Origin of the sequence: Halorhodospira halophila (assembly GCF_016653405.1) — a bacterium.
GTDB classification, from domain to species: domain Bacteria; phylum Pseudomonadota; class Gammaproteobacteria; order Nitrococcales; family Halorhodospiraceae; genus Halorhodospira; species Halorhodospira halophila_A.
On sequence record NZ_NHSN01000021.1, the window covers coordinates 17,691 to 36,742 of the forward strand.

The window sequence follows — 19,052 nt, forward strand, 5'->3', positions numbered from 1 at the left end:
GAAACGCGCGGAAGCGTTTTAGTCTGCGATGAGCCCGCGGATTCGGCAAGGGCTCACGGTGTCCACCACGGCCGGGGCCGGATCCCCTACAATGACGCGCTCACCCCGGAATGGTAGATGCTATGAGCGAGATCATCCTGATCAACGTGTCCGGCGAGGATCAGCCGGGACTGACCTCTTCCCTGATGGGCATCCTGGCCGAGTACGATGTCGACATCCTCGACATCGGGCAGGCGATGATCCACGACACCCTGTCGCTCGGCATTCTCATCGAGGTACCGGAGCAGAAGGACGTCTCCCCGGTGCTCAAGGACGTGCTGTTCCACCTCCACGATGCGGGGATGCAGGTGCGTTTCACCCCGGTGGCACAGGAGCAGTACGAGCACTGGGTGCGTGGCGCCGGCAAGCCGCGGCACATCATCACCCTGCTCGGCCGAAGCGTGAGCGCCGCGCAGATTGCCCGCATCTCCAGCGTCGTCACCGCCCAAGGGTTGAATATCGAGGACATCGTGCGACTCTCTGGCCGTCGCCCGCTGCATCTGGAGGGTCGACGCTCAAGAGCCTGTGTGGAGCTGACGGTGCGGGGCCAGCCCGTCGACACCGACGCCATGAAGCGCGACTTCATGGAGATCTCCCAGCAGCTCGGGATCGACATCAGCTTCCAGGAAGACAATCTGTACCGGCGCAACCGTCGCATGGTCGCCTTCGACATGGACTCCACGCTCATTCAGCAGGAGGTCATCGACGAAATGGCCAAGGCGGCCGGCGTCGGCGAGGAGTGCGCGCGAGTCACCGAGCAGGCCATGCGCGGCGAGATCGACTTCCGCGAGAGCCTGCGCCAGCGCGTCCGCCTCCTGGAGGGACTGCCCGAAGAGACCCTGGAAGAGGTCGCCCGGAGCCTGACGCTAACCGAGGGCGCCGAGCGGCTGATGCGTACGCTGAAGGCCTTCGGCTACGTCACCGCGATTATCTCCGGTGGCTTCACCTACTTCGGGCGCCATCTGCAGAAACACCTGGGCATCGACTACGTCTACGCCAACGACCTGGAGATTGTCGACGGTCGACTGACCGGGCGGGTCCAGGGCGAGATCGTCGATGGCCCGCGCAAGGCCGAGCTGCTGCGCCACATCGCGGAGCAGGAGGGCCTGGCCCTGGAACAGGTAATCGCCGTCGGGGACGGCGCCAACGACCTGCCCATGCTGCGCCTGGCCGGGCTCGGTATCGCCTTCCACGCCAAGCCGGTGGTCCAGGAGAGCGCGCGGCAATCGATCTCCACCCTGGGCCTGGACGGGACCCTGTATTTGATGGGCATCAAGGACACCGACACCCCGGCCTGACGCGGCCGGGATAAGGGCGCCTTCCGCCAGGGGCTTGCCCGGGGCTATAGTGGCGTCGGTCCCGCTAGCCCGATCGCCGACGACAGCCCCATGGCCCGACGCGCCCGCCAACTGCTGGCCGCCCTGTTCATCGGCCTGGGCGGCGCCCCCGCCCTCCTGAGCGCCGGCTCACCTGGGGGCGTGGTCGTGCCGCTGGTCTTCTACACCCCGGAAACCGGGGGGGCCGGCGGAGCAACGGCGGTGCTCTTCCGGCCACGCCAGCTGGCTACCGGTGCGGAGGGCACCGACACCCTCAGCCTGGTAGGCTTCTATACTGCAGAAAGCCAGTACCTGGCCGCCCTCAGTGGCCGCGCCTACCTGGCTGATGGGCGCTGGCTGATCGCCAACAGCACCACACTCAGCGAGTTTCCCCGGGATTACTATGGGCAGGGCCCCCTGGCTCGGCAGGACGATGAGGAGTCGTACACCGCACTGCGCCGCAGCAACAGCCTCCGCCTGCAACGCTGGGTTGGCGGCCCGTGGTACGCGGGCGTGCGCTGGGATGCCGCTCGCTACGACCTGGAGGACGTCGATGCGGACGGCAAGGTGGATCAGTACTACCAGGAGCGTGAACTGCCGCGCGAGAACCGGCTCCACGGCGTCGGTGCCGCCGTCTCCCAGGACACTCGCAGCGGCCCGTTCTTCCCCACCTCCGGCAGTCGCACGGAGCTGGCGGCGGTGGCCTTCCCCGAGTCACTGGGGGCCGATGAGGCGTTCGGCGTAATCGAGCTCGACCATCGCCACTACTTCGGCATCGGCGAGCGACACGCCGTCGCGCTGCAATTCGTCGGCGAGTACGCCGGTGACCACGCACCGCTGCCGCTCCAACCCCGACTGGGCGGCAGCACCCTGCGCGGGTTCTACGAGGGGCGCTACATCGACAACGTGCTGCTTGCCGGACAGGCCGAGTGGCGCTTTCCCATCGCCGGGCGGTGGCAGGGCGCTGCCTTCGCCGGCGCCGGCGACGTCTTCCCGCGCCTTTCGGAGGCCTCCACAGAACACCTGAAGTACGGGGTTGGCGGCGGCCTGCGGTACGTCCTCGTGCCCGACGCCGGCATCCACCTGCGTCTCGATTTCGCCCGCGGGTACGCCCGCGGCGAGGCGGAAGATGGCGACGGCCTGGCCGTCTACTTCAACCTGGGCGAGGCGTTCTGACCCGCCGCGGCGAATGGGCGCGGCCGACTGTCACGCCCGCTTGACGCCGGGGATCGGGGCTCCTTACTGTACCGTCATGTCTGGGGCAGCTCATCCTGATACAGCGCTCACGCGCCCGCGTCTGGCGACGGTGTTCGAGATCATGCATCCGATCACCTGGTTCGCGCCGATGTGGGCATTCGCCTGTGGTGTCATTTCCGTGGGCGCTTCCCCGGAGGGGATCCACTGGCTGATGATCGCCGCCGGTGTGCTGCTCGCCGGTCCGCTGGTCTGCGGCACCAGCCAGATCGTCAACGATTGGTACGACCGCCACGTGGACGCCATCAACGAGCCCGACCGCCCCATTCCCTCGGGCCGCATGCCCGGGCGTTGGGGGCTCTACATCGGGATCGGCACCACTTTGCTCGCCCTGGCCGTCGCCGCTGCCCTCGGGCCGGTGGTCCTCCTGGCCGCCTGTATCGGCCTCTTCCTGGCCTGGGCCTACAGCGCCCCTCCCATACGCCTGAAGCGCAACGGCTGGATCAGCAACGCCGCTGTGGGCCTTTCCTACGAAGGGCTGCCTTGGGTCACCGGTGCGGCCATCATGGCCACCGGGCTTCCGGACTGGCGGATCCTGCTCGTCGCCCTGCTCTACAGCATCGGCGCCCACGGCATCATGACCCTCAACGACTTCAAGGCCATTGAGGGCGACCGGCAGACCGGGCTCAAGACGGTGCCCGTTCATCTCGGCGCGCAGAATGCGGCGCGCCTGGCCTGTGTCGTCATGGCGCTGCCGCAGGCGGTGGTGATCGGCCTGCTCCTCGCCTGGGAGCAGCCCTGGCACGCCCTGATCGTCAGCGCCCTGTTGGCCGCTCAGCTTCTGCTGATGATCCGGCTGCTACGCGATCCAAAAGCTTACGCCCCCTGGTATAACGCCACGGGCACGACCCTCTACGTGCTCGGCATGCTGGCCACGGCCTTCGCCTTGGGCGGCATGCTCGGAGGCAGCGCATGAGCGCACCCAACATCGGCTGGCTGGGGATCCTCCGGCTCGGCCTCGTCCAGACGGCCCTGGGCGCTGTGGTGGTGCTGACCACCACTACCCTCAATCGCGTCATGATCGTCGAGCTGGCCCTGCCGGCGATGCTGCCCGGCATGCTGGTCGGCTTCCACTACGCCGTTCAGATCCTGCGCCCGCGCCTGGGCTACGGATCGGATGTGGGCGGGCGACGAACCCCGTGGATCCTTGGCGGCATCCTGGTGCTTGCCGCCGGCGGGGTCACCGCCTCCTTCGCGACGGCGCTCATGGAGACCAACACTGCCGGCGGTGTTGCCCTCGCTACGGTCGCCTTCCTCATGATCGGGGCCGGTGTCAGCAGTGCCGGTACCGCGCTGCTCGCCCTGCTGGCGACGCGGGTGTCACCGGAGCGACGTGCACCTGCAGCGATGGTCACCTGGGTGATGATGATCGCCGGGTTCGCGGTGACGGCAGGCACCGCCGGGCACTTCCTTGATCCGTTCTCCATGGAGCGCCTGGTGGGGGTCACCAGCGTCGTCTGCGCCCTGGCGGTCGTCCTGGCCTTCGTCGCCGTCTGGGGCGTCGAGGGCGAAGGGCGCGAGAGCGTCGGCGCCCATGCGCAGAGCACCCCAACGACCCCCTTCTTTCAGGCCCTGGGCCAGATCTGGGATGAACCGAAGGCGCGGCGGTTCACCATCTTCGTGTTTTTCTCGATGCTCGCCTACAACTCCCAGGATCTTATCCTGGAGCCGTTCGCCGGCCTGGTCTTCGGCCTGACCCCCGGGCAGTCCACCCAGCTGGGCGGGTTTCAGAATGGCGGCGTCCTGGCCGGGATGCTGCTCGCGGCCCTCGCCGGTCGCGGCAAACTCGGCAGCCTGCGCACCTGGACCATCGGCGGTTGCATCGCCTCGAGCATCGCTCTGGGCAACCTGATCGTCGTCGCTGGCGTCCAAGAGCTTTGGTGGGAGAGTGTTTCCGAGAGCGGCCTCTGGCGTGTCGGCCTGCCGGTGTTCGCGCTCGGCGCGGCCAACGGCGCCTTCGCCGTAGCCGCCATCGGCTCCATGATGCGCCTCGCCAGCGAGGGCCAGGAGCGCCGGGAGGGGGTCCGCGTCGGCCTCTGGGGCGCAGCCCAGGCCATCGCCTTCGGCCTCGGCGGCTTCCTCGGAACCGTTGGCGTCGACGCAATCCGCTACCTGGCCGGTGACGAGACGGCCGGATACTCCATGGTCTTCGGGCTCGCCGCCCTGCTCTTCCTGGTCTCGGCCTGGCTGGCTGCGCGGGTGGACCGAGCCGGCGAGACCGACCAGAAATACGGCACCGCCACAGCAGGGAGCTGATGCCCATGAGCAACTCGCAGAATGTCGAGCGCTTCGATGTCGCTGTCGTCGGTGGTGGCCCTGCGGGTGCCACTGCAGCCCGATACCTCGCGCAACAAGGTCACGCCGTACTACTACTCGACCGCCCGGGCCGCATCAAGCCGTGCGGCGGCGCGATCCCTCCGCGCTGCGTCCAGGATTTCGAGATCCCCGACGAGATGATCTGCGCCACCGTGGGCTCCGCCCGCATGGTCTCGCCCTCCGACCGCCACGTGGACATGCCGATCCAGGACGGCTACGTGGCCATGGTCGATCGCGAGGTCTTCGACGAATGGCTGCGCAACCGTGCCGCCGAGGCCGGCGCCGAGCGACGCGAGGCCACCTTCAAGCACCTTGAGGAGGGCGACGGCGGCGTCTACCTCCGCTACACCGAGGGTCGGGGTGGCCCGGAGGCCGAGCCCCGCCAAGTCTGGGCGCGGTTCGTTATCGGCGCTGATGGCGCCAACTCCGCCGTGGGCCGGCAGGCCATCCAGCGGGCGACCGAGATCCCCCAGGTCGCCGCCTACCATGAGATCATCGAAGCCCCGGCTGCCGGCGACGACGACCGCTTCGATCCACGCCGGGCCGACGTCTACTACCGCGGCTCGATCTCTCCCGACTTTTACGGCTGGATCTTTCCCCATGGCGACACGGTCAGTGTCGGCGCCGGCAGCGCGGTCAAGGGTTTCTCCCTGCGCTCGGCCGTGGAGCGCTTGCGCCAGGACGCCGGACTGGAACAGGCGACAACCCTGCGCCGGGAGGGGGCACCGATCCCGATGCACCCGCTCAAGCGCTGGGACAACGGGCGCAATGTGGTCCTAGCCGGCGACGCCGCCGGCACCGTGGCCCCCGCCTCCGGCGAGGGGATCTACTACGCCATGGTTGGGGGACAAAATGCCGCCCAGGCCGTGGAGCAGGCCTTGGACACCGGCAACGGCGCGGCCCTCGCACAGGCGGAGAAGGCCTTCACCAGGGACCACGGCCAGGTCTTCCGGGTACTCGGCGTGATGCAGCGTTTCTGGTACACCAACGACAACCGCCGGGAGCGGTTCGTGCGGATCTGTGCCGACCCGGACGTGCAGGCGCTGACTTGGGATGCGTACATGAACAAGCGCCTGGTTCGAGCACGTCCGCTCGCACATATGCGCATCTTCTTCAAGAACATCGCGCACCTGACCGGGCTGGCACCGGTCCGCTGACCGCGCAAGGGGTGCGGCGGCCGAACCCGGCCGCTCGTGCCCCTACTCGCTCCGCTCCTACCTCCGCCCCCGGACCCGACCCTCTACCGTGGCTCGCCGCAGTTCTGACTCAGCCCATACGCCGTACGCGACGGACACTTCGCCCACTTATCCTTGCACCGACTTCTAGTTGTCGGGCCAGTGCTTTGCCTTCGGCTTCCTTCAGGTTCCACCTCACGATGGACACCCTTGCCGTTCGGCTAACCGTTCCCCTTGCCGGGCCGGTAGAGGACTTGCACCTCCAAGTCATCCGGAAACCACCACAGTTCCCCGGATAGCGCCAGCCAAGACGCTGTGCGCCGTGCCCGGCGCGCCTCAAAAAGAAAAACGGCGCCTTAAGGCGCCGTTTTCTTCAGGACGGGCCCGGAGGCCGAGGCCTCCGGGTTCGCTCCCTGCTTTTACTCGGCGTTGCGGTCGCGCAGACCGTCGGTACCAAGATCACCAAACTGCAGGAAGTCGAAGTCCGCGTCCTCCTCGCCCATCAGGCCCGGATAGTCATCGACCATCTTGGCCCCGTCCAGCGGCAGCTGCTCACCGTAGTGGCAGGTGGCGCACTGGACCTTGGCGATGTCACCGGTCGGCCCCAGGCGAACCTCGGGCTGGCCAGCCTCCAGCGGCTCGATCCAGTTGGCGTTGATGTCACGCGCCATCCGGATGCCGTGCCAGGAGATCTCCCGCTCCTCCGGGCTCTCGTCCCACTGCCCCAGCCGGCCGGTATTGTGGCAGGTGGTGCAGTTGGAGCCGGTTGCAGCGGACATGTGCATCATGAGGCTGTAGGAAGCCTCAGTGTCCTGGAGCGAGACGTCCCACTCATCGAGGTGGGGCAGGATCGTGTCACCCTCGACCCGCAGATCATCGTGCCCGAGCAGGTACCGCTCGAACGCATTCCGCGGAAGCGAGGTGTACTCGGTCTTCTCGCTGGCCAGGTTCTGCATCATGGTGTTGCCGAGGCCGGCCATGTTCACATCCGGCGTCGGCTCGGCGAACCAGCTCTCCGCCGGCAGGTTCTCGCCACGGTGACACGTGTAGCAGGTCACACCCGTGTCATCCATGTGGCTGTCCCAATTGGCGTTCACATACCGGTTCATCTCGATCATCTGACGAGAGACCTGGTACGTGTACAGCTCCTCGCTGGCGAAGTCGTTGCCATCGTGGCAGTAGGTGCAACCCTCGTCCGGCGCCACCCAGTCGGTCATGCTCTGCATGAGCCGGGTGAACTCCGCCACGCTCAGGTCGGTGAGCACCTCCACGTTCTGGTAGATCTCGCCGGCGCGGGGCCCCTCAGCCGACACCGGGTCCGCGGCCGCCGGCGCCAGGTGGAGGTCATCGTCCCGCAGCCGCGGGTTGTTGACCTCCTCCATGCCGGTGCCACGGTAGCCCTTCTGCTCGGTGTCTACCGGGGGACGCTCACACCCGACGACGACTGCGAGACCGGCGGACAGGGCACCAACTGCCAAGGATCGGTTCAGATACATTTTACTGCTCATCACTCCGTCCCCCCTGCTGCCGGATCCACTGCCGGTGTGAAGAACTCCGGATACTCGGGGGCAATGCCGTGGTGGACACCCCACAGGTACCAGTTCTCGACCACGGTGCCGGTCAGCAGGATACCGATGCCACCCGTAATCACGCAGAGGATGGCGAACCAATAACCCCACCGGTGGATGGACTCCATCGTAGCGTTGAAGCCCATGGTCCAGCGCCAGAACAGCGCCGAACGCTCCGCAGCGGTACCGCGGTCGGTGATCTGCTCGATCTCGCGCTCCGCGTTGTAGCGACCCGCCGCCAGGATGGTGGCGCCGTGCATCGCGAACAGCAGAGCCGACCCGAACAGGAACACGATCGACAGCATGTGGAACGGGTTGTAGTACAGGTTGCCGTACCGCAGCGAGAACGCCGTGGTCCAGTCCAGGTGCGGGAAGATGCCGAACGGCACGCTCTTCGCCCAGCTGCCCATCAGCACCGGCCAGATGAAGCCGATAGCCAGGAACAGGAAGATCGCCGCAGCGAAGGCCCAGGCCACGTGGGTGCCGAGCCCGAGCGCCCGTGCCCGGTTGTAGGTCCGCGCAAACCAGAGCAGGACCGACAGGGTCAGCGTAAACCCGGCGATCAGCCACCATCCGCCATCATTGAGCGGCGGGAGGCTCAACCCGTACTCCGGCGGCGGCGGCTCCAGGGCCACCCAGAAGAACTGACGGATGAACTCGAGCGGGCTCCAGTCCACCGACGCCAGCATGTTCATGCCGATGATGACGATGGACAGGATGCCGAAGAGGATCGACATCACGCCGGTTGTGCCGAGATAGATCGGACCGACCTGGGCGTCGCCGATCTTCCCGAGCAGCCACGAGTGCGTCGCTCCCTTGGTCCGGGGCCAATCCGCGGCTGGGAGCTCGACGCCCGGATCCGTCGGGCCCCGGACCTGAACGCGGGTAAAGATGTTCTGATACTCAGCCATTTCTGATTACCCCCCCCAGGACCAGATCGGGACGTTGAGCCACCAGTTCCACCACTCGGGCCAGCCGCGGGTCCAGAACGGGCCACTGATGATGATGCACACGGCACTCCAGAAAGCCGCGTTCAGGGCCAGGAACAGGCCGAGGCGGTGGATGCCCAGGCTGCCGATCGAGTAGCCGACGACGTCGCGGAAGAAGGTGTTCTCGTGCTCCGCGGTCTTGACCGACTCACCCTTCTTCGGGTTGGTGACCGACAAGATCAGGCCACCGTGCAGCGCCAGGGCCAGGGTGGTTGTAAAGAAGAACGTGATGGCCAGCATGTGGGCCGGGTTGTAGTGGAAGTGGAGGTATTGATACCCCACGTTCGACACCCAATCCAGGTGGCTCAGGATCCCGTACGGGAACCCGTGCCCCCAGGCGCCCATCAGCAGCGGCCGAAAGACCACCAGCGTCGCGTAGGCGAGGATCGCGAACGCGAACGCCACCGGCACGTGATAGCCCATGCCGAGCTTCTTGGAGATCTCCGCCTGCCGCAGGGCCCAGGTGATGAACGCGCCCAGAGCGCAGACGGTGATGATCTGCCAGAGGCCGCCCTCCATCATGGGCGCAAGGGCCAGCCCATAGCTGAGGTCGGGCGGGGCGATCGAGATCTGCCACAGATTGAAGGTGTCTTGGGAAGCACCGTAGATAATTAGGACGGTGCCAAGGACCGAGAAGATCGCCGTAAGCACCCCGAAGATGCCCACGTAGAACGGCCCAATCCAAAAGTCAAACAAGTCCCCTCCGAGGAGTGTACCTCCTCGGACACGATATTTTTTTTCAAAGTCGAGCATCGCCATGGCTGGGTCCTCACATCACGGGCAACACGGCGCCTCAGGGATCCCGAAGCCTTCGGCGAGCGACCGCCCCGGGTGTGAAGCACACCGGGGCGGTCCTCCCGAAGAGCCGGGGGCTCGGGTGCTTAGACCTCCCGCTGCTGCGGCATGACCGCAGCATCGGCGACCTCGGCAGCCGACTCGGCGTCGCCGTAGGGGTTACCCTGGAGCCAGTTGAAGTTCTCCGTGCTCAGGAGGATGAAGTGAATAAGCAGAGCCAGGACGGCCATGCCCACGTGGGCCAGAACCACCGTACGGCGATAGTCGAGGATCTTCCACATTCTCCACATGATTACGTCTCCTTAAGCAGCGATGGGCGCGATGGACTGAACAGCGGCGGTGACGGCGTTGGCACCCTCGATCAGAGCGGCACCGAAGCCCTCGTCACCCGGGATCCACGGACGCCAGGCCCAGGCCAGGATGTGCGCCACAACGGCAACACCGATGTAGACGGTGAAGGCCTGAGAGAACATCGCGTGAAACTCTTTGGCTTCCTCGTCGCTAACGTTCCGCATCTCGTCAGCCATAATTACTTCCTCCGTTCGACTTTTCGCCTGCGCCGCGCGCCCCCGCGCGGCTCGGGTTGGTCACCACGCTTTGGTGGTGCTTTTTTCCCGACCGAGGATGGATCCTCGATCAGAAAAATCGGTTGTTCGTTTTCTCTTCCCCTGCGAGCTGCGGCCCAATGCCGCGCATCAGCTCATGAAGGCGAAGGGGACCGAGGTCTGCGCCGCCGCGCGTGCCTCGGCGATTACCGACTGCCGCTCGCCCTTTTGCTGCGTAGCACGCCAGCGTGCCGGGACGAGACGGGCCAGAAGAGCGCCGACCAGAAAGACCGCGAAGCTGACGGCCATCAGCAGGCGGTACTGCGCCTCTTCCTTGCGGCGGGCTCGCGCTGAGTTCGGCCGTGCTTTGACTGCGTGTGCCATCGGAGTGCCTCCTCTCGTCGAACTCTCCGCTGCGCCTCTACCCGTCTATAACAAAGCACAACGCGCAAGGCTTCAACGGGATAGCGCGCTTTCGCCGCGCCCATTTCGTGCTTTAGTTGCCGCGCCCCGGACCCGACCCTGGCAGCACGTCGCTGCAGCTCTTGACCCGGGCTGCGGTGACTCGAGTCTCGCCGGCCTCCTTGGCCCGCTGTTCCGCTGCATCGCGCAACCGCTTTGTGGCCGAGATGCGGACCAGCATCGGTTGCTCCTGAACCCAGCGGTCAAGTATCGCTCGAGCCTCTTCGTCCCAGGTCAGGGTCTCGGAGGCCTCGGCCGGGGCGGCTTCGGATTCGGCTGCGACATTCTGCGCCGTTTTTTCCGGTTGCACGCCGCGGGCCAGAGTGGCCTCCACCTGATCCATTTCCGTGCCCAACGGCAGGATATGGAACAGGGCGTCGAAGAGCGCGTTACAAACCTCCTGCACGATGTAACAGGATCCACCGTACCCCATGAACGGGGTCCCCGTGTGGCGGCGTATGACCGCACCGGGGAAGGAGGCGGGGATATATCTGGCGTGTCCCCCTATTTCCGCAAGATACATCCGCTCGTTGTAGCTTCCGAAAAGCACGAGTGGCGGATTGCCGCGGATCGCGGCACGAATGGCGTCGTTATCGATCTTGACGCCTGGCGCCCGAGAGAAGGCGAAATTGCAGGGCATCCCCAGGTCATTTTCAAGAAATTTCCGAATGCCCAGCGAATGGGTTTGTGCGGCAACGATCCCGAAACTGGCCGTGGCGTAGAAATCCTGTGTGACAGAACGCCACAAATCCCAGAGCGGTTTTAGTGTGGTGTGTTTCTCTTTTTCGATAAACGGCTCCGGATCGAGCCCGAGCTGCTCGCCGAGGGCGTGCAGGAATCGCGTCGTACTGTGCAGGCCGACCGGCGCCTGGAGATAGGGCCGTCCGAGCGCCTCGCAGAGCCCGCGCCCGTACTCCCGGTACATGCAGATGTTGACGTCAGCATCCACCAGCCGCGGGATCTGATCCACGTGGCAACCAAGAGGAAAGACCAGATTGACTTCGGCACCGATGCCCTCGACCAGCCGGCGGATCTCGGCCAGGTCCGAGGGCATATTGAACATCCCGTAGGCCGGGCCGATGATGTTGACCCGCGGCGGCGCACCGGCCTCCCGTTCGCGCGGACGCGGCGCGCGCCCGCGGCGCATGCCGAACTGCTCCCAGAGCCAGCGCAGCGCCCGATCCGAGGCCTGCCACTGATCCTCGTCGATGGTTCTCGGCAGGAAACGGCGTATCCCGGTGCCTTCAGGCGTGACGCCGCCGCCGATCATCTCGGCAATGGAACCGGTTACGACGACAGTCGGCTGCTGGGGATCGAGGGTGCCGTGGGCCCGCTTCATGGCGCCCTCGGTGCCCTCTCGGTTGAGCTCTTCCTCGGAGAGGCCGGTGACGACCACCGGGAGTTCTTCCGGCGGCAGGGCGTCGGTGTAGTGCAAAACGGCGGTCACCGGCAGGTTCTCGCACCCGACCGGGCCGTCGATGATCACCTGCAGACCCTTGACGGCCGTGAACGCGTACACCGCCCCCCAGTATCCGCCAGCACGATCAAGATCGGGGATGAGCATCAGCGTCCCTCCCCACAACGCCCGACGCCGCCCGCCTTGATCTCAACCCGCGGCGGGATCTGCGGCGATTCGCTCCACACGCCGCCGGTCTCGCCCGTACCCACGCCGGCGAAGAATGCGTTCATGGCGTCAAAGCGCTCCTTGTTCCCGATCGCGGCGTTGATAACCTGAGCCAGCGCCCCTGGCCCCGACGGCCCCATCAACGGTCGCGCAGAGATCAGATTGGTGAAGTACAGGCCGGGAATGGCCTGCTCCTTGGCGTGCTGGACCACGGGTGTGGTGCCGATGGCCAAATCGGGCTGGTGCTCGTCCACCGCCGCGGTATCGTCCTCCAGCGTCGCCCGGAAACGCACTGGGATCCCTCGCGCCTCGAGCCACTCGCGATCCGGATCCGACCACCGCGTCTGACCCACGGCCGTGCCCACGTAGCGCACGTCCGCGCCACATTCGACGAGCAGCCGGGCAACCAGCAGCTCGGAGCCCTCGTATCCGGAGACCGTAATCCGGCCGTGCACCGGCGCAGCCGCGATGGCCTCTTCGATGGCGGGAAGCGCAGCCGATTTCGCCGTGTCGATCTCGGCACGCCCGACGTCGCAGGCCGCTCCGACCGCCTCGAGCCAGGCTGCGGTGCCATCCCGTCCGACGGGGGCCGAGGGCACCAGCGCCCGCCCCGCTGCTTCGAACTCCGCCAGCGACGCCGTATAGAACGGGTGGATTGCGGCAGCCGCGCGGCAATCGAGGGCCGCGTAAAGCTCGCGCCACTCGCGCGTCGGCACCACCTGCCCCGCCGCCAGGCCCATGGGCTCGAGCAAACGGCTGATACTGACCGGATCGCCCGGGAACATCTCGCCGAGCAGCGCCACCGTGGGCAGATCGCCCCGGCCACTGCGCGGCGCCGCCACAGGGCCCTGTTCGGCCTCCTGCCGGGCGTAACGCAGCATGGCAGCCGCCAGCTTGTCCTTGGCCTCGGCATGAGTAGGCACGCCGAAACCGGGCACCTCCAGCGGCACCACGCGGACACCGTTGATCGCCTCGGGCAACAGCCGCAGGGGCACGCCGGAGGCCGTCGGCACGCAGAGGTTGATGACCACGATGGCGTCGTAGCGCGCCGGGTCGGCAAGGTCGTACACCGCCTGGTGGACGTCTTCGAACAGCCCCCCGGTCACCAGCGACTCGGAGTCGAAGGGCACGTAGCCAACGCTGCGCCGGGCACCATAGAAGTGCGAAGTGAAGGTCAGCCCGTAGACGCAGCAAGCCGAACCCGCCACCACGGTGGCGGTGCGGCGCATGCGCAGCCCCACGCGCAACGACCCGAAGGCCGGGCACATGGTCTGGGGTTGATCATGGGGTCCCGCTCGATCGTTCATGGCCCTTACTCCGGGGTCTGGCTCAGGTATCGTCGTAGACGATCTCCAGGGATGGCTTCCTGGTCGCCCCCTGCGGGCACATGTCCTCCGGAGTGGCGGGCACGAGTTCGACCTCGCCGCCGACCTCGTCACTCTTGAACAGCCCGAGCAGTTGGTCGTGACTCAGGGGTTGAGGCATGACCGGCGGGGCACCGGCGATGTTCTGCGCCAGCTGCCCGAACAGGTCTCCCCAGGGACCACCCGGGTAGCCGATGATCTCGTAGTTGGCGCTCTTGCGCCGGATCTCGTCGTCCGCGGGGATGCTCGAGAGCACCGGTATCCCAGCCTGCTCGGCGAGTGCCTGCGCCTCGCCGGTACCGTCATCCTTGTTCACCACCAGCCCGGCGACGCCGACACTCCCGCCCAGGCGGCTGAAATACTCCACCGCCGAGCAGACGTTGTTGACGACGTAGAGCGACTGTAGATCGTTCGCCCCCACCAGGATGACCTTCTGGCACAGGTCACGCGCGATGGGCAGGCCAAACCCGCCACAGACCACGTCGCCGAGGAAATCGAGCAGGACGTAATCGAAGTCCCAGTCGTGGAACCCCAGGTTCTCCAGGATCTCGAACCCGTGGATGATCCCGCGTCCACCACAGCCGCGGCCCACCTCCGGGCCGCCGAGCTCCATGGCGAAGACCCCATCGCGCTTGAAGCAGACGTCGCCGATGCTCAACGTCTCGCCGGCGGCCTTCTTGCGCGAGGAGGTATCGATGATCGTGGGGCAGGCCCGCCCGCCAAAGAGCAGCGAGGTGGTATCGCTTTTGGGGTCGCAGCCGATGAGCAGGACCTTCTTGCCCTGTTGCGCCATCATGTAGGAGAGGTTGGAGAGCGTGAAGCTCTTGCCGATGCCGCCCTTGCCGTAGATGGCGATGATCTGGGTCTCTTTCGCCGGCTGCTCGCTGCTCATCAGCTGTTTCTCCAGTCGAGGACCATCTTGAGACAGTCGGGATCACCGAAGGCGATCCGGTAGGCCGATGCCGCCTCGGCGGCATCGAGGCAGTGCGTAATCAGACCGTCGAGGCTGAGCGCCCCTGACTCGATCTGCCGCGTCACGGCCTGCAGATCGTCCCGCTGCCACTCGGCCGCCACACGCAGCCGGGCCTCACGCATGAAGGCCGACGGGAACGCGAACGACAGGCGCTCGCTGTAGAACCCGGCCAGCACCACCTCGCCTCCGTGCGCCAGCCGCCCGATCAGGGTATCGAGGAGCGCGGCGTCGCCACTGACATCGCAGATGCGCGCGTAGTCGTGGCGCTCATCGCTGTCCGGTTCCAGCACCGTGTAGCCGTCGGCGCCGGTTCGCCGGTCCTCGTTGGTCTCCCAGACGGTCGGAGGATGGCCGAGCGACACCCCGATGCGCGCTATCAGCCGGCCCAGCACACCGTGGCCGATCACCAGATCCGGGGGTGCCTCGGCCACCGCGTGCCACGCCGTAGCGGCCAGGGCCAACAACACGCCACGCTCGCCGAGGCCATCCGGCAGCGGGATGACCCGCTCGCCGGAGACCACCAGGCGCGAGGCGGCCCCGCCGAACAACCCGCTGACCTCCCGGTAGCAGCGGGCGCCGGGGACGAACACGGCCTCGCCCTCCTGCCGCCCCGACTCGGCCCCGGCCGCGATGACCCGGCCCACGGACTCGTAGCCGGGAACCAGCGGGTAGGCCAGCCCCGGAAACTGGGGCATGGTGCCCTTCCAGAGCAGGCGCTCGGTGCCGGTGCTGATCCCGCTGAAGTCGATATCGACCACGACGTCCCCCGGCCCGGGGTCCGTCAAGGCCACATCCTGAAGGGCGAGGCGCTCAGGGGCCTCGAAAAGGACCGCACGAGCCGAGTGCGGGCCGGCGGACGGCCCACCCGGATCGGCATTCGATACAGGGCTTGGGTCAGACATGGTGTCAGCCTAACTTGACTTCCCCGTGTGTCAAGCTGGTCGATCACCGGGATAGGCTGCGGCTTTTAGCCGCAATTACACGGGCCTGCAGCGGATTGCAGCCTGGCAATAACCGGATCTGCTCAAACCCGGCCCCCTCGAGAAGCCCGCGGTTTTCGGCCACGGTTCGGGGCCGCCCACGCCCCATCGCGAAAAGGTAGATCCCGAAGTAGGCACCGCCCACCCGCTCGGCCCCCGGTGTCCCCGACATCGGCTCGGCCACCAGGACCGTGGTTCCGGGGCGCAGGCTGCGGTGCAGGTTCTTTAGCAGCCGGGCTGCCTCTTCATCGTCGTGATCGTGCAGGATACGCACGAGGGAGACCACATCCGCATCGGCGGGCAGAGCGTCCCGGAAGAAGTCGGCCCCCGCGGCGGTCAGGCGTTCTTCAAGGCCTGCCTCGGCGATACGGGCACGGGCGCGTTCGGCTACGGCGGGGAGATCGATCACCTGCCCATGCAGGTGGGGCCATCGACGGGCAGCGGCGATCAGGAAGGCCCCCTCGCCCCCGCCCACATCCATCAACCGCCGGTGCCGGCGCAGCGAATAGGCATCGAGCACCTCGGTGGCCACCATCGGCTGCGAGGCAGCCATCAGCCCGCTATAGCCATCCACCTCGCTGCCCGTCAGCGCGTCCGGCGACTGGTTGCCGGCATAGGCCCAATAACGCCCGAGGGCGGTCTCGCCACGCTCGCCCTGCAGCAGCTCCAGCGGATCCTGAAGATCCTCGTAAAGCAGGGCGTGGTGATCGACCATGGCGCGGATGCCCGGCGCGGCCACCAGCACGGCCCCCAGGTCACCGAGACCGTACTGCCCGGCGCTGCGAGACTCTGCCAGGCGCAAGGCCTCGGCTGCCTCGAGCAACCGTTGCCCCGCCATCTCCGGCAGCCCGAGGCGGTTCAGCAACCGCTCCCGGGGCTGCGCCCCCTCGTTGAGCAGATCCAGCAGGCCGCTGCGCACGCTGGCCAGCACGACCTGCGAGTAGATGAACCCGGCACACAGGTCGAACAGCTCGCTGGAGCGCCGTCGGGCGATTGGCCGGGTCAACGGGAAGCGTGCCGCCAGCCGATGGAAACGGGGGCTGGCCAGCAGGCAGTCTCGCCAGTCATGCAGGCGATCCCGCCACCGGCTGTCTCGCCAGCTACGGATCACGCCGCGCTGCGGCCCAGCGTCTTGGGCAGGACCCGCTCCATCTCTTCGAGGATACCGGCGCGCAGCTGCTCGGCACCGGCGCAGTCCGGGACCGCGTCGACCGCCTCCTGCACCAGCCGATCCAGACGCTCCTTGGCCCCCTCGAGGCCGTGCTCCGAGACCGCGTTGGCCAGGCCGTGGGACGAGTCCTGGCCGGTGGGCTTGCCGAGTTCATCCTCGGCCCCGACAGCGTCACGCAGGTCATCGGCGACCTGATACGCCTCGCCCAGCCGCTCGCCTACCGTCCGCCACCGATCGGCCTGCTCCTCGGCGCCGGCGGCGATGGCTCCGGCAACGGTGGCAGCCGCGAACAGCGAGCCGGTCTTGGCCTGGTGGTACTCCGCCACGGGGATTTCCGGCTCGGACTCCCAGGCCTGCCCGGCCGTAATGCCGTAGGGCATACCGGTTGCCCGGGTCACCGTGGCCAGCAGGGCACCGGCCCGCTGCGGGGCCTGCGGCACCTGCAGCGCCAACGTCTCCAGCGCGTGGACGATGAGCGCATCGCCGACCAGTACAGCCAAGCGCTCGCCGTAGGCGGCGTGCACCGACGGCTGCCCGCGACGCGTCGCCGCATCGTCGAAGCACGGCAGATCGTCGTGGACCAGCGAGGCACAGTGCATCAACTCGATAGCGATGGCCGCCGCATCGGCCAGCTCGGGGTGATCATCGCCACAGGCCGCAGCGACGGTCAGGCACAGGCGCGGCCGGACGCGGGCGCCGCCGGCAAATACGGCGTGATGCACGGCATGCGCCAGCTGTGGCGGGGCCGGGGCAGCCGTTGCCCGGGCCACTGCGGCCTCCAGGGCGCTTTCGATTCTTTTGCTTGGTTCCATGTAGCCCCCTCCCGCCGGCGGCGTGTAGGCTTGCGTTCCAGGGAAGACGTGAGTCGTCGAGTACGCTAGTCAGGGACCCACCCCATGTCAACGTCGATGCGAAGCCCAGCCGCAGGAGAACAGAACGCCGTGGTGATCGGCGCCGGTGTCGGCGGGCTCGCCACCGCCATCGACCTGGCCTGCGCCGGACTGCAAGTCACGCTGGTTGAACAGGCACCGACACCAGGAGGGAAACTGCGCCCGGTGCGCATCGGCGACGCCTGGCTGGACGCCGGGCCGACGGTCTTCACCATGCGCGGTGCCTTCGAGGAACTCTTCGCCGACGCGGGGGAACGCCTTGAGGACCATTTGCGACTGCGCCCCGTTGAGCGCTTGGCCCGGCACGCCTGGGTCGAAGGCGGGCAGCTGGATTTGTTTGCCGATCCACGACAATCCGCCGAGGCGATCGGCGAGTTCGCAGGCCCCGCCGAGGCGCGGCGCTTCCGTGCCTTCTGCCGCCGCGCCGCGGAGATCCACGACACGCTGGACAACACGTTCATGCGCGCACAGCGCACTACCCCGCTGGGTCTTTTCCACCGCGTCGGCTACCGCAACCTCGGCGCCATGCTGCGCATCAGTCCGTTCACCACCCTCTGGCAAGCTCTTGGCCGCTACTTCCACGATTCGCGCCTGCGACAACTCTACGGCCGTTACGCAACCTACTGCGGCTCCTCTCCGTTCGAGGCACCAGCCACGCTGATGTTGATCGCCCACGTGGAGTCGGAAGGAGTTTGGCAGGTCGAGGGCGGGATGCACCGTCTGGCCACCGCTCTGGCCGGGCTCGCTGAACGGTGCGGGGTCGAACTGCGCTGCGCCACCCGGGCACGGGCCATCCACACCGCCCGAGGCCGGGTCAGCGGCGTCGAACTGGCCCACGGGGAGTTCCTGCCAGCCGGGACGGTCGTCAGCAACGGCGATGCCGCCGCCCTGGCCAGCGGGCTCTTCGGCGACCACCTGCGCTCGGCGGTGCGCAGACAGCCGCCCCGGACCCGCTCGCAGTCCGCGATCACTTGGAACTGGCGGGCCGAGACCGGGGGCTTCCCGCTTCACCATCACTCGGTCTTCTTCAGCAGCGACTACGCAGACGAGTTCCAGGCCGTCTTCCGCCGCGGCGAGCCGCCCCCGGAACCAACGGTCTATATCTGCGCCCAGGATCGCCACGACCAGCAGTCGGTTGCCGGCCCCGAGCGCCTCCTCTGCCTGATCAACGCGCCGGCCCAAGGCGACCGGAAAAGCTTCAGCGACACGGAGATCCAACAATGCCAGCACCAGACCCTCTCGCTCCTGGAGCGCTGCGGCCTCAGCATCCAGCCCACGGAAGAGACGCCGGTCATCCACACGCCCACGGACTTCGAGGCGCGTTACCCGGCGACGGGCGGGGCGTTGTACGGGATGGCCAGCCACGGGTGGCGGGCCTCGTTTCAGCGTCCAGCGGCGCGCACGCGGGTGCCGGGGCTCTATCTGGCGGGGGGCAGCACGCACCCGGGGGCGGGTCTGCCGATGGCGATGATGTCCGGGCGCCTGGCGGCGGCGCAGGTGCTGGCCGACCTGACTTCCGTCACACGGTCCCTTCGGGGGGCTACGTCTGGTGGTACCTCGACGCCCTGAGCGATGACGGCCGTCACGGGCT

At 67.3% G+C, this 19,052-nt stretch carries 18 protein-coding genes; 6 read left to right on the forward strand and 12 right to left on the reverse strand.

The annotated features are described in order from the left end of the window. Positions 1 to 122 precede the first annotated feature (122 nt). The 5 genes from serB to CCR79_RS08640 all read left to right on the forward strand — a co-directional run bounded on the left by serB (position 123) and on the right by CCR79_RS08640 (position 6,082). Positions 123 to 1,337 (forward strand): phosphoserine phosphatase SerB, encoded by a 1,215-nt coding sequence (gene serB, locus CCR79_RS08620; protein WP_201170935.1) that lies wholly within the window; start codon positions 123 to 125, stop codon positions 1,335 to 1,337. A gap of 90 nt (positions 1,338 to 1,427) precedes the next feature. Further along, the gene (locus CCR79_RS08625; protein ID WP_201170936.1) at positions 1,428 to 2,531 is read left to right on the forward strand and encodes a BamA/TamA family outer membrane protein; all 1,104 of its coding nucleotides are present in this window, start codon (positions 1,428 to 1,430) and stop codon (positions 2,529 to 2,531) included. A 76-nt stretch (positions 2,532 to 2,607) separates the two neighbouring features. Further along, positions 2,608 to 3,525 carry a chlorophyll synthase ChlG gene (gene chlG, locus CCR79_RS08630; protein WP_201170941.1) on the forward strand — a complete coding sequence of 306 codons (918 nt, stop codon included), beginning with the start codon at positions 2,608 to 2,610 and terminating at the stop codon, positions 3,523 to 3,525. After that, complete coding sequence (locus tag CCR79_RS08635) at positions 3,522 to 4,865, forward strand: BCD family MFS transporter (protein WP_201170942.1); 1,344 nt, start codon at positions 3,522 to 3,524, stop codon at positions 4,863 to 4,865. Before chlG ends, CCR79_RS08635 begins: the two co-directional genes overlap by 4 nt. Beyond that, positions 4,865 to 6,082, forward strand: coding sequence for a geranylgeranyl diphosphate reductase (locus tag CCR79_RS08640; protein ID WP_201170949.1), 1,218 nt, complete (start codon positions 4,865 to 4,867; stop codon positions 6,080 to 6,082). Before CCR79_RS08635 ends, CCR79_RS08640 begins: the two co-directional genes overlap by 1 nt. 437 nt (positions 6,083 to 6,519) lie before the next feature. Here CCR79_RS08640 and pufC read toward each other — a convergent pair whose 3' ends face one another. The 12 genes from pufC to CCR79_RS08700 form a co-directional block, all read right to left on the reverse strand. Further along, positions 6,520 to 7,608 (reverse strand): photosynthetic reaction center cytochrome PufC, encoded by a 1,089-nt coding sequence (gene pufC, locus CCR79_RS08645; protein WP_201170951.1) that lies wholly within the window; start codon positions 7,606 to 7,608, stop codon positions 6,520 to 6,522. After that, positions 7,608 to 8,579, reverse strand: a complete 972-nt coding sequence (gene pufM / locus CCR79_RS08650; RefSeq protein WP_201170953.1) for a photosynthetic reaction center subunit M — start codon at positions 8,577 to 8,579, stop codon at positions 7,608 to 7,610. Before pufM ends, pufC begins: the two co-directional genes overlap by 1 nt. Positions 8,580 to 8,585: 6 nt before the next feature. Continuing rightward, a complete protein-coding gene (pufL, locus tag CCR79_RS08655) occupies positions 8,586 to 9,416 on the reverse strand; it encodes a photosynthetic reaction center subunit L (protein WP_201170955.1) in 831 nt (276 codons plus the stop codon). A gap of 122 nt (positions 9,417 to 9,538) precedes the next feature. Next, positions 9,539 to 9,742 carry a light-harvesting antenna LH1, alpha subunit gene (gene pufA / locus CCR79_RS08660; RefSeq protein ID WP_201170958.1) on the reverse strand — a complete coding sequence of 68 codons (204 nt, stop codon included), beginning with the start codon at positions 9,740 to 9,742 and terminating at the stop codon, positions 9,539 to 9,541. 12 nt (positions 9,743 to 9,754) lie between these two features. Further along, positions 9,755 to 9,979, reverse strand: coding sequence for a light-harvesting antenna LH1, beta subunit (pufB, locus tag CCR79_RS08665; protein ID WP_201170961.1), 225 nt, complete (start codon positions 9,977 to 9,979; stop codon positions 9,755 to 9,757). Between the two features lie 168 nt (positions 9,980 to 10,147). Continuing rightward, positions 10,148 to 10,381: a hypothetical protein gene (locus CCR79_RS08670; protein WP_201170963.1), complete on the reverse strand. Its 234-nt coding sequence runs from the start codon at positions 10,379 to 10,381 to the stop codon at positions 10,148 to 10,150. 112 nt (positions 10,382 to 10,493) lie between these two features. Continuing rightward, positions 10,494 to 12,023 carry a chlorophyllide a reductase subunit Z gene (bchZ, locus tag CCR79_RS08675; RefSeq protein ID WP_201170972.1) on the reverse strand — a complete coding sequence of 510 codons (1,530 nt, stop codon included), beginning with the start codon at positions 12,021 to 12,023 and terminating at the stop codon, positions 10,494 to 10,496. Further along, positions 12,023 to 13,390 (reverse strand): chlorophyllide a reductase subunit Y, encoded by a 1,368-nt coding sequence (gene bchY / locus CCR79_RS08680; RefSeq protein WP_201170984.1) that lies wholly within the window; start codon positions 13,388 to 13,390, stop codon positions 12,023 to 12,025. Before bchY ends, bchZ begins: the two co-directional genes overlap by 1 nt. 22 nt (positions 13,391 to 13,412) lie before the next feature. Then, positions 13,413 to 14,339: a chlorophyllide a reductase iron protein subunit X gene (locus CCR79_RS08685; RefSeq protein WP_201170993.1), complete on the reverse strand. Its 927-nt coding sequence runs from the start codon at positions 14,337 to 14,339 to the stop codon at positions 13,413 to 13,415. After that, positions 14,339 to 15,322, reverse strand: coding sequence for a chlorophyll synthesis pathway protein BchC (bchC, locus tag CCR79_RS08690; RefSeq protein ID WP_201170995.1), 984 nt, complete (start codon positions 15,320 to 15,322; stop codon positions 14,339 to 14,341). Before bchC ends, CCR79_RS08685 begins: the two co-directional genes overlap by 1 nt. A 43-nt stretch (positions 15,323 to 15,365) precedes the next feature. Beyond that, positions 15,366 to 16,511, reverse strand: a complete 1,146-nt coding sequence (locus CCR79_RS08695; protein ID WP_201170997.1) for a methyltransferase — start codon at positions 16,509 to 16,511, stop codon at positions 15,366 to 15,368. Beyond that, complete coding sequence (locus CCR79_RS08700) at positions 16,508 to 17,383, reverse strand: polyprenyl synthetase family protein (RefSeq protein ID WP_201170999.1); 876 nt, start codon at positions 17,381 to 17,383, stop codon at positions 16,508 to 16,510. The genes CCR79_RS08695 and CCR79_RS08700 overlap by 4 nt, the downstream gene beginning before the upstream one ends. Positions 17,384 to 17,467: 84 nt before the next feature. Between CCR79_RS08700 and crtD the strand changes: the two genes are divergently transcribed. Then, positions 17,468 to 19,030: a 1-hydroxycarotenoid 3,4-desaturase CrtD gene (gene crtD / locus CCR79_RS08705; protein ID WP_201171002.1), complete on the forward strand. Its 1,563-nt coding sequence runs from the start codon at positions 17,468 to 17,470 to the stop codon at positions 19,028 to 19,030. Positions 19,031 to 19,052 lie beyond the last annotated feature (22 nt).